This window comes from Streptomyces sp. NBC_00483 (genome assembly GCF_036013745.1).
Taxonomy (GTDB): Bacteria; Actinomycetota; Actinomycetes; order Streptomycetales; family Streptomycetaceae; genus Streptomyces.
Genome location: NZ_CP107880.1, coordinates 5,581,893 through 5,596,971, shown reverse-complemented (window position 1 = coordinate 5,596,971; position 15,079 = coordinate 5,581,893). Strand labels below are relative to the sequence as shown.

General features: G+C 70.7%; 14 protein-coding genes. 5 read left to right on the top strand and 9 right to left on the bottom strand.

Annotated elements, in window-relative coordinates:
- The first annotated feature begins 54 nt into the window (after positions 1–54).
- Both OHA73_RS25090 and OHA73_RS25085 read left to right on the top strand, forming a co-directional pair.
- Positions 55–1,023, top strand: a complete 969-nt coding sequence (locus OHA73_RS25090) for a quinone oxidoreductase family protein (protein ID WP_327656186.1) — start codon at positions 55–57, stop codon at positions 1,021–1,023.
- 164 nt (positions 1,024–1,187) lie between these two features.
- A complete protein-coding gene (locus OHA73_RS25085; RefSeq protein WP_327656185.1) occupies positions 1,188–1,781 on the top strand; it encodes a TetR/AcrR family transcriptional regulator in 594 nt (197 codons plus the stop codon).
- Here OHA73_RS25085 and OHA73_RS25080 read toward each other — a convergent pair.
- On the bottom strand, positions 1,730–2,998 hold the full coding sequence (locus OHA73_RS25080) for a PucR family transcriptional regulator (RefSeq protein ID WP_327656184.1): 1,269 nt from the start codon (positions 2,996–2,998) through the stop codon (positions 1,730–1,732). The two genes, OHA73_RS25085 and OHA73_RS25080, sit on opposite strands and share 52 nt — an antisense overlap.
- A 112-nt stretch (positions 2,999–3,110) precedes the next feature.
- Here OHA73_RS25080 and OHA73_RS25075 point away from each other — a divergent pair, with 112 nt between their 5' ends.
- Positions 3,111–4,091, top strand: coding sequence for an isopenicillin N synthase family dioxygenase (locus OHA73_RS25075; protein WP_327656183.1), 981 nt, complete (start codon positions 3,111–3,113; stop codon positions 4,089–4,091).
- A gap of 56 nt (positions 4,092–4,147) precedes the next feature.
- Here the strand turns inward: OHA73_RS25075 and ccsB are convergent, their stop codons facing one another.
- The 7 genes from ccsB to hemL all read right to left on the bottom strand — a co-directional run bounded on the left by ccsB (position 4,148) and on the right by hemL (position 11,828).
- Positions 4,148–5,236 carry a c-type cytochrome biogenesis protein CcsB gene (gene ccsB, locus OHA73_RS25070; protein ID WP_327656182.1) on the bottom strand — a complete coding sequence of 363 codons (1,089 nt, stop codon included), beginning with the start codon at positions 5,234–5,236 and terminating at the stop codon, positions 4,148–4,150.
- Positions 5,233–6,948, bottom strand: a complete 1,716-nt coding sequence (resB, locus tag OHA73_RS25065) for a cytochrome c biogenesis protein ResB (RefSeq protein ID WP_327656181.1) — start codon at positions 6,946–6,948, stop codon at positions 5,233–5,235. Before resB ends, ccsB begins: the two co-directional genes overlap by 4 nt.
- A gap of 3 nt (positions 6,949–6,951) precedes the next feature.
- A complete protein-coding gene (locus tag OHA73_RS25060) occupies positions 6,952–7,716 on the bottom strand; it encodes a cytochrome c biogenesis CcdA family protein (RefSeq protein WP_267069578.1) in 765 nt (254 codons plus the stop codon).
- A 6-nt stretch (positions 7,717–7,722) separates the two neighbouring features.
- The gene (locus OHA73_RS25055) at positions 7,723–8,343 is read right to left on the bottom strand and encodes a TlpA family protein disulfide reductase (protein ID WP_266712820.1); all 621 of its coding nucleotides are present in this window, start codon (positions 8,341–8,343) and stop codon (positions 7,723–7,725) included.
- A 66-nt stretch (positions 8,344–8,409) separates the two neighbouring features.
- Positions 8,410–9,648, bottom strand: coding sequence for a hypothetical protein (locus OHA73_RS25050; protein WP_327656180.1), 1,239 nt, complete (start codon positions 9,646–9,648; stop codon positions 8,410–8,412).
- Between the two features lie 165 nt (positions 9,649–9,813).
- Complete coding sequence (locus OHA73_RS25045) at positions 9,814–10,506, bottom strand: histidine phosphatase family protein (RefSeq protein ID WP_327656179.1); 693 nt, start codon at positions 10,504–10,506, stop codon at positions 9,814–9,816.
- Positions 10,503–11,828: a glutamate-1-semialdehyde 2,1-aminomutase gene (gene hemL / locus OHA73_RS25040; RefSeq protein WP_266712814.1), complete on the bottom strand. Its 1,326-nt coding sequence runs from the start codon at positions 11,826–11,828 to the stop codon at positions 10,503–10,505. Before hemL ends, OHA73_RS25045 begins: the two co-directional genes overlap by 4 nt.
- A gap of 205 nt (positions 11,829–12,033) precedes the next feature.
- On the opposite strand from hemL, the gene OHA73_RS25035 reads away from it, so the two are divergent.
- Positions 12,034–12,636, top strand: coding sequence for a hypothetical protein (locus tag OHA73_RS25035; protein WP_266712812.1), 603 nt, complete (start codon positions 12,034–12,036; stop codon positions 12,634–12,636).
- Between the two features lie 93 nt (positions 12,637–12,729).
- Here OHA73_RS25035 and OHA73_RS25030 read toward each other — a convergent pair whose 3' ends face one another.
- Positions 12,730–13,596 (bottom strand): LLM class flavin-dependent oxidoreductase, encoded by an 867-nt coding sequence (locus OHA73_RS25030; RefSeq protein ID WP_327656178.1) that lies wholly within the window; start codon positions 13,594–13,596, stop codon positions 12,730–12,732.
- A 207-nt stretch (positions 13,597–13,803) separates the two neighbouring features.
- On the opposite strand from OHA73_RS25030, the gene OHA73_RS25025 reads away from it, so the two are divergent.
- The gene (locus OHA73_RS25025; protein ID WP_327656177.1) at positions 13,804–15,018 is read left to right on the top strand and encodes a glycosyltransferase family 4 protein; all 1,215 of its coding nucleotides are present in this window, start codon (positions 13,804–13,806) and stop codon (positions 15,016–15,018) included.
- The last annotated feature ends 61 nt before the right edge of the window (positions 15,019–15,079 follow it).

The window sequence follows — 15,079 nt, the reverse complement described above, 5'->3', positions numbered from 1 at the left end:
TCGTCGAGCGGCGAACACCGGTCGGTTCTTCTCGGACGACGGAAGGCGTGTGCCATGCGAGCGGTGCGGTTCGAGGAGTACGGCGGGCCCGAGGTCCTGCGGGTGGCGGAGGACGTGGCGGTGCCGGAGCCCGGGCCCGGCCGGGTGAGCATCGATGTCGCGTACGCCGGGGTGAACTTCGCCGACCTCAAGGCCCGCGCGGAGGGCTACCGGGTGGACGCGCTGCCGTACTCCCCCGGCCTGGAGGTCTCCGGCCGCGTACGCGCCCTGGGGGCGGGGGTCGAGGGGCTCGCGGTCGGCCAGGAGGTCGCCGCGCTCACCACCTCCGGCGGCTACGCGGAGGTGGCCGTCGCCGACGCCGTCACCACCTTCCCGCTCCCCGACGGCCTGTCGCTGCGCACGGCCGCGACGCTGCCGACCGTGCTGCCGACGGCGTACGCGCTGCTGCACTCGGTGGGGCGGCTGCGCTCCGGCGAGACCGTTCTCGTGCAGGGTGCGGCGGGCGGAGTCGGCACGGTGGCCGGGCAGTTGGCGCGGACGGCGGGCGCGGGGCGGGTGATCGGCGTCGTGTCGAGCGAGGCGAAGGCCGCGTACGCGAAGGGGTACGGGTACGACCACGTGGTCCTGGCCGATGAATTCGGCGCGGCGGTACGGGAGTTGACGGGCGGGCGCGGGGTCGATCTGGCACTGGACCCGGTGGGCGGCGAGACGCTCCGGGAGACGCGGGAGGCGCTCGCGGTGTTCGGGCGGCTCGTGTCCTTCGGCAACGCGTCGTCCGCGCCCGCGTGGCAGGTCGGTCAGCCCGAGCTGTACCCGACGGGCCTCTCCGTGGCCGGCTTCTCCATCCTCGGCCTCGCCCGGACCGCCCCCACCGAACTGCGGTCACTCGCCGAACGCGCCTTCGCGGTACCGGGGCTCGAACTCCCGGTGACAGCGGAATTCCCCCTCACGGAGGCGCCGGAGGCCCACCGCCTGATGGGTTCCCGCACCAGCACGGGCAAGCTGCTGCTGCGGGTGGGCTGATCAAGCCGCTACCACAGGCCGGGCCGTCGAGCGGTCCCCCGTGCCGCTCGACGGCCTCGACCAGGGTGATCAGTGTGGCTCAGCACCTTACTGAACTGGAGTGAATTTCTAGAAATTCACTATAGAAACACAGCCCCGGGAGGTGCCTTAGGCTGGTCGTCGTCATGAGCCCCAAGCAACTGCGCGGCGCGGAAACCGTCGACCGCCTCCTCGATGCCGCGCTGCGCGTCTACGCGGACGCCGGCGAGCAGGGCATCACCGTCAGCTCCCTGACGCGGACGGGCGGGGCGAGTCCGGGGAGCCTGTACCACCACTTCGGCAGCGTCGACGGGCTGATGCAGGCGCTGTTGCTGCGCTGGCTGGGCCGGTTCCTCGACGAACTCGCCGCGGCCCTCGAACGCTCCCGCACGCCGCGCACGGGGATCCAGGCGATCGTCGACTCGTATCTGCGCTTCATCCGCGAACACCCCGACGCCTCCCGCCTGTTGCACTCCTCGTACGCCGACCGGCTGGGGATGGCGCATGCCCGCCAGTTGCGCGACGCGCAGGAGGCCCGGCTCTCGCCGCTCACCGAGTGGATGCGGCAGCACGTCGAATCCGGCGCGATCGCCCCGCTGCCCGGGCCGCTCATCGAGGCCCTGGTGCTCGGCCCGGTCGTCGGCCTCGCGCGCGGCTGGCTCGCCGGGACGCACGAGACCGACCTCGATCAGGCCGCGCGCGTCCTGTCGGAGAGGATCTGGCGCTCGCTGACCCCCTGACCGGCACGCCCGGCCCCCACGACACGGGCCGCGCACGCCGCTTGGAGCAGCTCCCCGAGCAATTCCGGGTCGCCGACCTCGGCGCCGAGCAGCGACTCGATGCGCTCCAGGCGCTGGTAGAGGGACTGCCGTCCGATGTGCAGGAGCGCGGCGGTACGCGTGGGGCTGCAGCCGTGCCGCAGATGCACCTCAAGGGTGTGCACGAGGTCGCTGCCGTGCGCGGCCTCCCACTCCAGGAGCGGCCCGAGGACGTCGCCGACGAGCCGCGTCAGCCGCTCCCGGTTGGCCTCCACACCGCCCCTGGTCAGCTCCCGCTCCAGGGCGAGCGCCCGCGAGGACGTCACCAACGGCCCCTCGACGAGCGCCGGTTCGGCGGCCGGCACGGTCAGCGCCAGCTCCAGCGTCATACGGGCCGTACGCAGCGTGTCGCTCCAGCGCAGCCACCCGTCGCCCGCGGCGACGGCGGGCCCGACCGCCACGGTGAGCCCCATCGCGGCCGCGGCGCGGAAGGCGTCGAGGACGCCGCGCACCGCGTCACGGCCGGCCGGTGCCGCCACCAGCGCGAGCACATCACCGGGGAACGCGGCACACAGCGCGCCCCGCCCCGCCACCCGGTCGACCGCCGCACGGGCCGCCACCGCCGGGCCGTGCACGGAGACCCCGACGAGCCGCTCCCCGGGCCCCGGCCGGAACCCGGCGAGCACCGAACGTGCCTGCACCTCCGGCTGGTTGAGCGCCTGCCGGTCGGCCAGGTCGGCGAGCAGCGCGGCCGAGTGGCCGGCGCCCCGGAGCGTCACCGCGGGGCGGGCGGCGAGCCCGTGGGTGACGATGGCCCGATTGGCCGCCTCCGCGATCCGCACGAACGGCACGACGCGTCGCAATGCGATCAGCGGGAAACCCAACTCCCGCGCAGCCTCCACCACTTCGGACGGCATACGTTCCAGGGCCCGGCCCACCTCCACGGCGAGGCCCACCGCCCCGCGCGCCGTCAACTCCCTTACGTAGCGGCGCAGCGCGCCCCCGTCGGCGTCGAGGAACGCGAACCCGTTCGTCAGCAGCAGCTCCCCGCCGTCCAGGAAGCCCGCGCCCTCGTACACCTCGCTGGAATGCACCCAGCGCACGGGCCGGTCCAACCCGCCCTCCCCGGCGAGGAGTTCAGGGTCGGCGCCGCCGACGACGTCGAGGTGGAGGATCTCGCGGAGTGTGAGAGCGGACACTTGGCCTCCCGGTGGGCACGCGCGCGTGCGGACATTCCGTCGGGGTAGGAACGGCCGGGACAGTACGCCCCGCACGTTGCCCCGGTGTTTCCGCGCCGCGAAAGTGGACCGTATGACCGCTTCCCCCGGCGCCGCGCCGCGCATTCCGACCATCGACCTGTTGCCGTGGATGTCCGGCGACCCGAAGGCCCGCGCCGCGATCGCCGCCACCGTGGACGACGCGCTGCGCACCGCCGGGTTCCTGCTGGTCACCGGGCACGGCGTCGACCCGGGGCTGCGCACCCGGATCCGGGACGCGGCCCGTGGGTTCTTCCGTATGCCGGCGCCGGTGAAGGAGCCGTACAGCGTGCAGGTCGGCGGACGCGGCTGGCTCGGCCCGGGCGCCGAGGCCAACGGCTACGCCGAGGGCACCGAGACGCCGCCCGACCTGAAGGAGTCGCTGTCCTTCGCCACGGCGACGCCCTTCGACGACCCGGCGGTGCGCGCCGAGTGGTCGGGCGAGAACGTCTTCCCTTCCGAGTCGCCGCAACTGCGCGCGCTCGTGGAGACGTACCTGGAGCAGATGCGGACGCTCTCCGACCGGCTGCTCGAACTCCTCGCGGCCGCCCTCGACGAGCCCGCCGACTTCTTCACCCGCCACACCGCGCACCCCACCTGGGGCTTCAACATCAACTGGTACCCGGGCACGGAGGTCGTCGGCGCCCCGGAGCCCGGCCAGTTCCGGATCGGCCCGCACACCGACTTCGGCACGGTGACAGTGCTCGACCGGCAGGCCGGGAAGGGCGGCCTCCAGGTGTTCACCGATGACGGGGGCTGGGAAGACGCCCCGTACGACCCGGACGCCTTCACGATCAATATCGGTGACCTGATGGCCCGCTGGACCGGCGACCGCTGGCGCTCCGGCCGGCACCGCGTCCTGCCGCCCCCTGCCGACGCGCCCGCCGAGGAGCTCATGTCGCTCGTCTACTTCTACGAGTGCGACCCCGGCACGACCGTGGAACCGCTGCCCGCCCCGAAGGGCCGCGTCGCGTACGAGCCGGTCGACTCGCACGCGTACCTGCGCGGAAAGCTGGACGCCATCACGGTGGGCTGACGCGCGTACGCGAAAGGCCGGCCCCGCAGGACCGGCCTTTCACGAAGCGATGCGGCTCACACCCCGGCGTACGAGTGCTTGCCTGTGACGAAGATGTTCACGCCGTAGTAGTTGAAGATCCAGCAGCCGAACGCGATCAGCGCCAGGTAGGCGGCCTTGCGGCCCTTCCAGCCGGCGGTCGCGCGGGCGTGCAGGTACGCCGCGTAGGCGACCCAGGTGATGAACGACCAGGTCTCCTTGGGGTCCCAGCCCCAGTAGCGGCCCCACGCGTCGCCCGCCCAGATGGCGCCCGCGATGATCGTGAACGTCCACAGCGGGAAGACGGCCGCGTTCACGCGGTAGGAGAACTTGTCCAGGGACTGCGAGGCGGGCAGCCGCTCCATGACGGAGGTCGCGAAGCGGCCGGGGGTGCCGCCGCTCGCCAGCTTGTTCTCGTAGGAGTCCTTGAAGAGGTACAGGATCGTGCCGACCGCGCCGACGTAGAAGACCGCGCCGCAGAAGATCGCCGTCGAGACGTGGATGTACAGCCAGTACGAGTGCAGCGCCGGCACCAGCTGGTCGCTGGACGTGTACAGCACGGTGGTGGCGAGACCGAGGTCGAGCAGGACCGTGATGACCAGGGGCAGTCCGAGCCAGCGCACGTTCTTCTTCAACGCCAGCAGGACCAGGTAGATGGCCACGGCGACGGTGGAGAAGGTGATGCTGAACTCGTACATGTTGCCCCACGGGGCCCGCTCCACCGAGAGCGCGCGCGTGAGCACGCCGCCGAACTCGATGACGAAGGCGAGCACCGTGAGGGAGATGGCGATGCGCCCGTACAGGTCGCCCTTCTCGTCTCCGGCGGCGGCGCCGGGGCCGTCCGGCACGTCACGCGCGCCGGCCGCCGCTCGGGTCACGACCTTCGGCCGGTCGAGGACGGCGGTGCCGCCCTTCTTGTTGACCGTGACGGCCGGCGCGGCGGCCGCCTCCTTCTCCTCGGCCGTGCCGGTCAGCGCGGCGGCGGTTCGGCCGACCTTGCTGCGGCTACCGAAGATCCACTCGGCCATGTTCGCGAAGAACGCGAGCAGATAGACGGCCATCGACGAGTAGATGAGGACGTTACTGGTGTGAGCCAGGTTCTCGTTGACTGCGGCGGCGAGAGTCACTTCTCAGCCCCTTCGGCGGCAGGAACAGCGGTGGTTGATGCGGAGGTTTCAGTGGGTTCGGGCGCGCTCGGCGCCTTGCTGTGCAGCTGCTCGACCAAGGAGCCGAGCTCCTCCGGCAGCTTCGCGGACTCGCTGCGGCCGAGGCCCGCCATCTCGACGACGGTCACCCCGTCGGGGCCCTCGACGGCGCGCACCCAGACGCGGCGGCGCTGGATGAACAGGGAGCCGGCCAGACCGAAGATCGCGGCGATGGCGCCGCCCAGTGCCCAGGTGTCACCGGGCTGGTGGGAGATCTGGAAGGTGACCCATTCCTTGATGTCCTTGTCGAACGTGATGGAGCCCGCCCCGTTGGGCAGCTTCATCGTCTCGCCGGGGAGCAGCCGCTGCTTGAGCGCCTTGCCCTTGGAGTCCTTGAAGGCCTTCATGTGCGAGGTGTCCAGCTGGTACACGTTCTGCGGAAGGCCGGCGTCGACGCCGAGGTCGCCGTGCGTCGCGTTCAGCGCGAGGACGGGATAGTCGAGCGCGGGGAACTGGGAGAGCATCGTGCCCTTGCCCGCGCCCGCGAACGTCGGCACGAACCAGGCGGCGAAGCCCAGCTGTTCCTTCTTGCCCTTCGCGTTCTTGTAGCCGTCCATCACCTTGATGGCGCCCTGCGAGGAGATGTTGGAGTCGATCGGCAGCATCGGCACGGTCTGCTTCGAGACGACCTTGCCCTTGCCGTCGCGGACCGTGATGGGGACCGCGTAGCCGTGCCCGTTGAGGAAGATCTTGGTGCCGTCGATGTCCAGCGGGTGGTTGGACTCGATCTTGGTCTGCTTCGTCTTGTCGCCCGAGCCCTCGGTGTAGCTGACGTTCGCGCGGAACGTGCGCGGGGTGCCCTTCTCGGGACCCGTGCGCTCGTACGTGGCCGTGAACTTGTCGAGGGTGAAGCTGAACGGCGACAGGTCGTTGTCGCTGTCGAAGAGGTTGCCGGACTTGAAGTCGTCGTACTGGGTGAGCGTGTTGGCGAACCCGTCGCCCTCGGTGACGAGCTTGCCGCCCTCGAACTTGAACAGCTGGCCCCAGGCGAAGGACACCAGCATCACGATCAGCGCGATGTGGAAGGCGAGGTTGCCGACCTCGCGCAGATAGCCCTTCTCGGCCGCGACCGCAGTACCGGCGACATGCGCGCGGTAGCGGCGCTTCTTCATCATCGCGAGGGCGGCGGTGCGCACCTGCTCGGGGTCCGCCTCCGTGCGCCACGTCGCGTACGCGGGCAGCCGGGTGAGCCGCTTGGGCGCGCCCGGCGGGCGGCCGCGCAGCTGCCCGACGAACTGCCAGGTGCGCGGCACGATGCAGCCGATGAGCGAGATGAACAGCAGCAGGTAGATCGCGGAGAACCACACCGAGCTGTAGACGTGGAAGAAGCCGATCTTGTCGTAGATCGACGCGAGCGTGTCGTGTGCCTTGCGGAAGGTGTCGACCTTGGTCGGGTCCGTGCCCTGCTGCGGGATCAGCGAGCCGGGGATGGCGCCGAGGGAGAGCAGGAACAGCAGGATCAGGGCGACCCGCATCGAGGTGAGCTGCCGCCAGAACCAGCGGACCCAGCCGAAGACTCCGAGCCGGGGCAGGTTGGGCGAACGGTCCTCCTGGGGGGCCGTGCTCAGCTGGGACGCGGCTTCGAGCTCAGTGGGATCGCCACCGGTCTGCACGTCGTCGGTCGTGTTGCTCATGGATCAGATTCCCACCTGGAAGCCGGTGGACCAGGTCCGCATCTGCCCCACGAGCGCGTCCCACGCACCCGTGAGGAGCAGAACTCCGGTCAGGATCATCATGATGCCGCCGATGCGCATCACCCACGTGTAGTGCTGCTTGACCCAGCCGAACGCGCCGAGCGCCTTGCGGAAGGCGATCGCGGCGAGCACGAAGGGCACGCCGAGGCCGAGGCAGTACGCGATGGTCAGTATGGCCCCGCGGCCGGCGGTGCTCTGCACCGAGGAGAGGCCGATCACGGAGGCGAGGGTCGGGCCGATGCAGGGGGTCCAGCCGATGCCGAACAGCGCGCCGAGGACCGGGGCTCCGGCCAGACCGGCGGCGGGCTTCTTGTGGAAGCGGAACTCCCGCTGCGTCATCCAGGGCATGAAGCCCATGAAGAAGATGCCCATGGCGATCATGAGGCCGCCGAGCACCTTGCTCAGCACCCCTTGGTACTCCTGGAGCGTCTGGCCGAAGAAGCCGAACAGGGCGCCGCCGGAGACGAAGACGGCGGTGAACCCGAGGACGAACAGGCTCGCGCCCGCCGCCATCCGGCCCCGCCGCTGCTCCATCAGATCGGTGCCGGTGATGCCGGTCACGTACGACAGATAGCCGGGTACGAGGGGCAGCACGCACGGGGAGAAGAAGGAGACCAGGCCGCCGAGGAGAGCCACGGGGACGGCCAGGAGGAGCGCACCGTCGGTGACGGTGTCACCGGCGGCGAGTGTGACGAGGGAGGAGCTCACCTTCGCTCACTTCTCCGCGATGACCGGCGCGACCATCTTGCGCAGGGCCTTCTCGCTGAGTGGCTTGAGCGAACGCGCGGCGATCTTTCCCTCGCGGTCGACGACGATCGTCGAGGGGATGGCCTGCGGGTTGAGCGTGCCCTTGTCGAACTTGAGCAGGAGCCGGCCCGTCGGGTCGTAGAAGCTCGGGTACGGGACGTCGTAGTTCTCTTCGAACTTCTTGGCCGGGCCGGTGCTGGTGTCCCGGGTGTTGATGCCGAGGAACTGGACGTCCTGTTTATCGGTGTCCTTGGCGACCTTCACGAAGTTCGGCGCCTCGGCCCGGCAGGGCGGGCACCAGGAGCCCCAGACGTTGAGGACGACGACCTTGCCCTTGTAGTCGGACATGTCGAGCTGCTTGCCCTCGAGGTCCTTGCCGGTCAGGGAGGGGGCGTTGTGGCGCTCGCCCTTCTTGACCGTGGCGATGCCGCCGGACCCGGTGACGAAGTTGGTGTTGTTGCCGCCGCCCGACGTACCGCCGGAGCCGCAGGCCGTCAGCGCGAGGGCCGCCACGGCGGCTCCTACGGTCAGCTGGGCGGCGCGGCGCTTCGTCGCGGTGGTGCGGGGGGTGCGGGAGGCGGCACTCATGTGAAAAGTTTCGCATGTCTGTTTAGGGGATCTTCCGCACCCCCCTCGCGGCGGGAAAAGCCCACTTCAGGAGGGGTTTGCGAGGAACTTGCGCCAGCCTTCGGACGGCTGCTGTCCCACATCGAGCGTACGCAGCTTCGCCAGCGTTTCCGGGTCCTGCGCGTCGAGCCAGTCGACGAACTGCCGGAAGGAGACGAGCCGCACGTCACGGTGGGTCTCCGCGGTGGCCGCGATGTGCTTCAGCGCGTCCTCGACGGCGTCCATGTAGATGCCGCCGTTCCACTCCTCGAAGTGGTTGCCGATGAAGAACGGCGCCCGGTTCGTCTCGTATGCCCGCTTGAATCCCTGGATGTACGCCTGTGCGGACTGCTTGCGCCAGCCCGGGTAGTTGGCGGCGGGCGCCCGCGTGGAGTTGAGGGACTGGTTGGCCAGCATGTTGTAGTCCATCGACAGGACCTCGAAGCTCCGGCCGGGGAACGGGACGGCCTGCAGCGGCAGGTCCCAGATCCCGAGCCGCTTGTGCGGCCAGCGCTGGACGCCGCCGGGCGAGGACGCGTCGTAGCGCCAGCCGAGTTCGCGGGCGGTGGGCAGCAGGCTGTTCTGACCGAGCAGACAGGGCGTGCGGCCGCCGACGAGTTCCTTGTCGTAGTCGAAGGGCAGCGCGGGCAGGTCCTTCCAGCCCGTGTTCGTACGCCACTTCTTTACGAAGGACGTCGCCTGGTCGATCTCGTCGCGCCACTGCGTGGGCGTCCAGTTGGCGACGGAGCCGGATCCCGCGCAGAAGTGCCCGTTGAAGTGCGTGCCGATCTCGTGCCCTTCGAGCCAGGCCCGGCGGACGTACTTCAGGGTCTCCTTGATGTGGGCGTCGGTCAGATAGCCGATGTCGGAGGCGCCGACGGGGTTGTTCGGCGGACGGTAGAGCCGCTTCTTCGACTCGGGCAGCAGATACAGGCCCGAGAGGAAGAAGGTCATGTGCGCGCCGTGGTCCTCGGCGAGCTTCAGGAAGCGCGGGAAGAGCCCGTTGCCCACCTCGCCCGCGCCGTCCCAGGAGAAGACCACGAACTGCGGTGGCTTCTGGCCGGGTTCGAGCCGCTCGGGCCTGCCGGGCTGCCGCGGCTGCTTTCCGGTGTACGCCGTCGAGCCGTCGCCGATGGGCCGGTCGGGCGTCCGCCCCTGCGGACCCGGCCCGCCGTGCCCCGGTGAAGTGACCTTCGGGGCACCGCCCGTACCGCATCCGGCGAGCAGCGCCCCGCTCGCCGCGCCCGCACCGAGTCCGAGCAGTCCCCTGCGACTCACGTCCCGCATTCCGTCGTCCCCATTCCTCACGCTGCCCCATTCACAGGGGCGCCCCGGAAGAGGGCATGAGGAACACGCGGGTTCCGGTAAACGGTCCTGTTTTGCGGTGATTTGAAGGGGTACGCGAAAGGCCGCCGGGTTGACGGCGGCCTCTCGCGTGATCGTTGCCCGGGATCAGGCCCCGAAGGCCTTGTCCTTCCCCTTCACCGGCTTCGCGCCGGCCAGGAGATGCGCGGGAACGAGGTCGCGGGCGGGCTCGGTGTAGCCCACGGACACGATCTTGTCGCCCTGGTACGTGAACGTCGTCAGCGAGGCGAGCGTGCACTGCCGCTTGCGCGGGTCGTGCCACAGGCGCCGCTTCTCGACGTAACTCCGCACGATCCAGATGGGCAGCTGGTGGCTGACGCACACGGCTTCGTGCCCGCGCGCGGCATCCTTCGCGGCGTCCAAGGCGCCCATCATCCGCACGACCTGGTCGATGTACGGCTCGCCCCAGGACGGCTTGAACGGGTTGACCAGGTGCTTCCAGTTCTCCGGGTTCTTCAGCGCGCCGTCGCCGACGCCGAAGGTCTTGCCCTGGAAGACGTTGCCCGCCTCGATGAGCCGCTCGTCGCTGTCCAGGTCGAGGCCGTGCGACTTCGCGATCGGCGTCGCCGTCTCCTGCGCCCGGTCCAGCGGGGACGCCACGACGTGCGTGATGTCGCGCGAGGTGAGGTGCTCGGCGACCCGGTCGGCCATCCGCCGGCCGAGCTCGGAGAGGTGGTAGTCGGGGAGGCGCCCGTACAGGATCCCCTCCGGGTTGTGCACCTCGCCGTGGCGCATCACGTGGACGACGGTGATGTCGTCGCCCGACTTCGGGGCGCTCATGCGGTGGCCTCGGCGGCGGCGCGGGCGGCGGCGGGCAGCGCGGCCGCGATGCGCTCGATCGCCCGCTCGTCGTGGGCCGTCGAGACGAACCAGGACTCGAAGGCCGACGGCGGAAGGTACACGCCCTGCTCCAGCATCGAGTGGAAGAACGGGCCGAAGCGGAAGGCGTCCTGCCCCTTCGCGTCCTCGTAGTTCGTCACCTCGTTCTCCGTGAAGAACACGGTGAACATGTTCGTGGCGTTCTGCACGCGGTGCGCGACGCCCTCCTTGGTGAGCGCCTCGCTCACCAGGCCGCGCAGCTGCTCACTGGTCGCGTTCACCTTGTCGTACGCGGCGTCGTCGAGCAGCCGCAGCTGGGCGACACCGGCGGCGGTGGCGACGGGGTTACCGGACAGCGTGCCCGCCTGGTAGACGGGGCCGGCCGGGGCGAGGTGCGCCATGACATCGGCGCGACCGCCGAACGCGGCGGCCGGGAAGCCACCACCCATGACCTTGCCGAACGTCAGCAGGTCGGGGACGACGCCATCGACGCCGAACCAGCCGGCCTTCGACGTACGGAAGCCGGTCATCACCTCGTCGGAGACGTACAGCGCGCCGTTCTCGGCGCACACGTCCTTGAGCCCCTGGTTGAAGCCCGCCTTCGGCGGCACGACGCCCATGTTGCCGGGCGAGGCCTCCGTGATCACGCAGGCGATCTCGCCGGGGTGCGCGGCGAACGCGGCACGCACGGCCTCGATGTCGTTGTACGGCAGCACGATCGTGTCGCCGGCCTGCGCGCCCGTGACACCCGGGGTGTCCGGCAGGCCCAGCGTGGCGACGCCGGAACCGGCGGCGGCGAGCAGCGCGTCGACGTGACCGTGGTAGCACCCGGCGAACTTGATGACCTTGGCGCGCCCGGTGAACCCGCGGGCGAGCCGGATCGCCGACATGGTCGCCTCGGTGCCGGAGGACACGAGGCGCACCTGCTCGACGGGGTCGATCCGCCGGACGATCTCCTCGGCCAGCTCGACCTCACCCGCGCCCGGCGTACCGAAGGAGGTGCCGCGCGAGACGGCCTCCTGCACGGCCGCGATGACCTCGGGGTGGGAATGGCCGAGGATCATCGGCCCCCACGAGCACACGAGGTCGACATACTCGCGGCCGTCGGCATCGGTGAGATACGGACCGTTACCGGACACCATGAACCGGGGCGTTCCGCCCACCGCACGGAACGCGCGCACGGGCGAGTTCACGCCACCGGGCGTCACCGCTTCCGCACGGTCGAAAAGCCCCTGCGACGCGGGTGCCTCATAGGGATAGGGAGTGTTGTTCGCCTCTGCCATACCTCTCAGCGTACGGCCCACCCTCGCGCGCCCCGGCGCGTGGACCCGCGGGGACTCTAGACTCTGCCTCGCGCGATACCGCGCCGACACGTTTCGGCGGGGGACCGTGGGGGAGGTCACTGACACGATGATCGGGTTGCGCGTAGGCGGTCGCGCGGCCTAGAAAAGGGCTTCACGCCCTGGAGAACAGCAGTCGGGTGGAGATATGCATCGCGGTGGCGGACTGGGCGAGGGGACCGGCGACCTGGGCCCCCGGCGTGCCCGGCGGGGGAAGCACCGGCGCGAAGAGGGCGAAGAGGCCAGGGACATCACGGCCAGGGACATTACGGCCAGAGACATCACGGACGGGGACATCGGGAATGGTGGCCGGGTGGGGGTGACGTACAAATACTTCGGCGCGCCCGACGGCGCGACGGCCGCCCGCGTCCCGATCTCCATGCGCCCCGAGGAGCTCGGCGGTGACGAGCTGGGCATGGGCGGCATGTTCACCAAGATCAAGCCGGAGACGATGGCCGCGATGGTCCTCACCGGCATAGAGGGCATACCCCTGCACAAGGTCCCGCCCCTGGAACTCGTCGTCCTCCACCCCGACTACGCGGTGGTCAAGCTCCCCATGACGGTCGTCGACCCGCTGCGCGGCGTCGGCGAGGAGTCCGTCGGCGCCGCGGCGTTCATCTGGTCCACGGTCCCCGATCGCGGCGGCCCGCGCGACGCGTTCAACGTGTACCAACTGCTGCACGAGTGGCAGGACTTCAGCCACCGTCTGCACGATGCGGGGCATCAGGCGTACTGCCTGGTGTGGCCGTAGGCAGTACGCCTGTCGGGGCTTTGGGTCTTCGGATCTTTGAGCCGTCGGATCCTTGGGCCCTTGGGCCGCCGGATCTTTGAGCCTCCGCCGCCCCTACAGCACCGGCGGACCCGCCTCGATCCTTCGCAGCACGGCCTCGTACGAGTCGATCGTCCCGCCCGTCTGCAACTGCCGCTCGTCCCACCAGGTGGCGCCCGCGTCGACCAGCGGGCCGATGACGTCGAGCGCGGCCGCCTTGCCGGGCGGCGTGAGCCCGCCGACGACGAAGTCGAAGGGGCCCTCGACGGACTCCCGGTGCTCGTTCACGTAACGGACGACGTCCGCGAACTGGTCCGGGCGCGGCGGCACACCGTGCAGGGCGTCGGCGAACAAGGGGGCCGCGCCGTCCCAGCGGGCCGCGCGGCGCATCGGCGGGCGGGCCGGCCAGAAGCCGCCGATCCAGACGGGCGGGCGGGGCTGCTGTGCGGTCGCGGGCAACAGCTGCGTCTCCTTTACGCGGAAGTGGGCACCGTCGTGGTCCACCGTCCCGCCCGACCAGTACCGGGCGAGCAAGTCCAGCCCCTCGTCGAGGCGTTCGGCGTGCACGATCCGGTCGACGGTGTCCCCGAAGTCGCCGTACTCGTCGTCGACGGGACCACCAAGACCGGCACCGAACACGACACGGCCGCCGCTGAGCGCGTCCAATGTGGCGACCTGGCGAGCGAGTTGCTCGGGCCGGTAGCGGGGCACCGCCGCGACGAGCGTGCCGACCTTGATCCGGGACGTGGCCAGGGCCGCCGCCGTGAGCAGCATCCATGGATCGCCGAAGGGCTTGCCGCGCCGCACCTTCTTGTCGTGCACGACGTGGTCCCACAGCAACAGGCCGTCCCAGCCCGCCTGTTCGGCCGCGACGGCCGTGCGGGCGACGGTGTGGGCGTCGGCGAAGTCACCAAAGTTCGGAATGTTGACCGAGAAGCGCATGACGCCATGATGTCGGCCAGGACGCCCGCCCGACAGAGCGCCACGGGTCCTCCCCGGCGGGTGGCGCGCGGGCGGCACGGCGGGCGGCATGGTGGGCAGCACGGCCAGCGCCGGGGCGTCGGAGGGTCGCCTGTTCGGTGGTCCGCCGAAGGGCTTCTTCACCGGCTCCCATCCGCGGCGCACGCCTTCCGGGGAAGGCATGGGCACATGAAGATCGCGTTCCTGCTGCACAACGTGTACGCCGTCGGCGGCACGGCGCGCACCACGCTCAACCTCGCCACCGCGCTCATCGAGCACGGCGGCCACGAGGTGGAGATCGTGTCGCTCTCCCGGCACCGGGAGACCCCACGCTTCCCGGTCGACCCGCGGATCACCCTCGTACCGCTGGTGGACATCCGAGCGGAGACGTCCGACACCCGCGCCCCCGCGTACGACGAGCCGTCCCGGGACTACCCCGCGACCGACAAGCGGTACAAGCAGTATTCGCTCCTGCACGACGTTCGCGTACGCGCCTACCTGGAGGAGCGGTGCGAGGCCGACGTCGTCATCGGGACGCGGCCCGGGCTCAACGTCTACCTCGCCCAGTGGGGGCCGAAGCGGGCGCTGCGGATCGCGCAGGAACACCTGCGGCACGACGCGCACAGCGGCAAGCTGCTCGAGACCGCCGCCCGGCGTTACCAGGCGCTGGACGCCCTGGTCACGGTCACGGAGGAGGACGCGGAGGTGTACCGGGCCAGGATGCGGCTGCCCGGAGTGCGGATCCTCTGCGTGCCGAACATCGTGCCGCCGGCCACCGTGCCGCCGTCGGACGGCAGCTCGAAGATCATCGCCGCGGCGGGCCGGCTCGCCCGCGGCAAGCGCTACGACCTGCTCCTGGAGGCCTTCGCCGCGGTGTCGGCGAAGCATCCTGACTGGGAGCTGCGGATCTACGGCGGCGGCCGGCAGGAACCCCGTCTGCGGGCCCTCGTTGACGAGCTCGGGCTGCGCGGCCGGGCCCACCTCATGGGGACGGTGTCGCCGATCGAGCCGGAGTTCGCGCGGGCGTCGATCGTGGTGAGCGCCTCGGACGCGGAGTCCTTCGGGATGACGCTGGTCGAGGCGATGCGCTGCGGCGTACCCGTCGTGTCCACGGACGCGCCGCTCGGTCCCGCCGAGATCATCACGGACGGTGTCGACGGGTGGCTCGTGCCCGTGGGAAACGCGAGCGCGCTCGCCGAGTCGGTCATGGACCTCATCGAGGACGAGCCGGCCCGCCGCAAAATGGGCGCGGCGGCACTCGCCTCCGCGCACCGCTACGACCCGGAGCCGATCGTGACCCGCTACGAGTCCCTCTTCACCGACCTCCACGCTTCCCGCCACCGGCGGTCCTGGCAGAAGCTGGGCGCGCGGGCGGAGAGGCGGGTGCGGCGCGCGGTGCGGTGACCGGGTGTTGCCTACGCCACGGGGCTCCGCCCCGGACCCCGCGGGCTATCGTCCACAGGCG

Bases quoted from the DNA above. Each gene is read 5' to 3' on its own strand.
- OHA73_RS25090 (WP_327656186.1), top strand. From the start codon at position 55: ATGCGAGCGGTGCGGTTCGAGGAGTACGGCGGGCCCGAGGTCCTGCGG.
- OHA73_RS25085 (WP_327656185.1), top strand. From the start codon at position 1,188: ATGAGCCCCAAGCAACTGCGCGGCGCGGAAACCGTCGACCGCCTCCTC.
- OHA73_RS25075 (WP_327656183.1), top strand. From the start codon at position 3,111: ATGACCGCTTCCCCCGGCGCCGCGCCGCGCATTCCGACCATCGACCTG.
- resB (WP_327656181.1), bottom strand. From the start codon at position 6,948: ATGAGCAACACGACCGACGACGTGCAGACCGGTGGCGATCCCACTGAG.
- OHA73_RS25055 (WP_266712820.1), bottom strand. From the start codon at position 8,343: ATGAGTGCCGCCTCCCGCACCCCCCGCACCACCGCGACGAAGCGCCGC.
- OHA73_RS25050 (WP_327656180.1), bottom strand. From the start codon at position 9,648: ATGCGGGACGTGAGTCGCAGGGGACTGCTCGGACTCGGTGCGGGCGCG.
- OHA73_RS25045 (WP_327656179.1), bottom strand. From the start codon at position 10,506: ATGAGCGCCCCGAAGTCGGGCGACGACATCACCGTCGTCCACGTGATG.
- hemL (WP_266712814.1), bottom strand. From the start codon at position 11,828: ATGGCAGAGGCGAACAACACTCCCTATCCCTATGAGGCACCCGCGTCG.
- OHA73_RS25035 (WP_266712812.1), top strand. From the start codon at position 12,034: ATGCATCGCGGTGGCGGACTGGGCGAGGGGACCGGCGACCTGGGCCCC.
- OHA73_RS25030 (WP_327656178.1), bottom strand. From the start codon at position 13,596: ATGCGCTTCTCGGTCAACATTCCGAACTTTGGTGACTTCGCCGACGCC.
- OHA73_RS25025 (WP_327656177.1), top strand. From the start codon at position 13,804: ATGAAGATCGCGTTCCTGCTGCACAACGTGTACGCCGTCGGCGGCACG.